This window comes from Bacillus sp. P4_D3 (assembly GCF_056401855.1).
Map to the genome: position 1 here is coordinate 1 of NZ_JBFUIN010001204.1, position 676 is coordinate 676.

Sequence of the window (676 nt, forward strand, 5' to 3'; positions counted from 1 at the left end):
GATTAATATATTCTTTTAATTGCATTTTTAGATTAATATATTCTTTTAATTGCATTTTTATACCCTTTCTACTCTACAATTTCTTTTAAATACCAATATGCTTCTTCTAGCCACGGATGTATGACCTTTAATGTATCTTTTCTTTCCCACAAATATGAAATATATACAAAAGCAGCATGGTCCAAAGATTTTCCCAATCCTTTTTTCACCTCAATTAAATATGATGGTGTCCCTATTTGATCCCATTCTAATTTATCAGCAACAAATAATACTAAATCCATCTTCGTTGCATGTTTACGCAAAGTAGTGTGGCAACTGATTGCATTTAAAACTTCTTCGTCCTCTATTTTAAATATCTCTTTTGCAATTACTCTCGATAATTTTTGATGAATAATCATTGGAAATTCTCGTTCTTCTTGTAATATTTCTATTCCAAATTTTTCAGCAACTGCAATCCGCTCCTCATTCGGAAAGATTGCACTAATATCATGTAAACACCCTGCAATCGCTGCTTTTTCTTCATCTTCATAAAATATTCCCGCAATTTTTCTCGCCTCATTTGCCACACGAATTGAATGTTTATATGTAACTTCTTTATTGTATTTTAATAGAAAAGCTTTAATATCATTTTCTATTTTTCCAGTTGGAGTAAATGAATATATATCATTATATAACA

Annotated in this window: 1 protein-coding gene; it reads right to left on the reverse strand. The window is 29.6% G+C overall.

From position 1 onward, the window contains the following. Positions 1–68: 68 nt before the first annotated feature. Positions 69–676: bis(5'-nucleosyl)-tetraphosphatase (symmetrical) YqeK (gene yqeK, locus AC1DTM_RS30305; RefSeq protein ID WP_477001684.1), on the reverse strand; the 608-nt coding region annotated here is incomplete at its 5' end.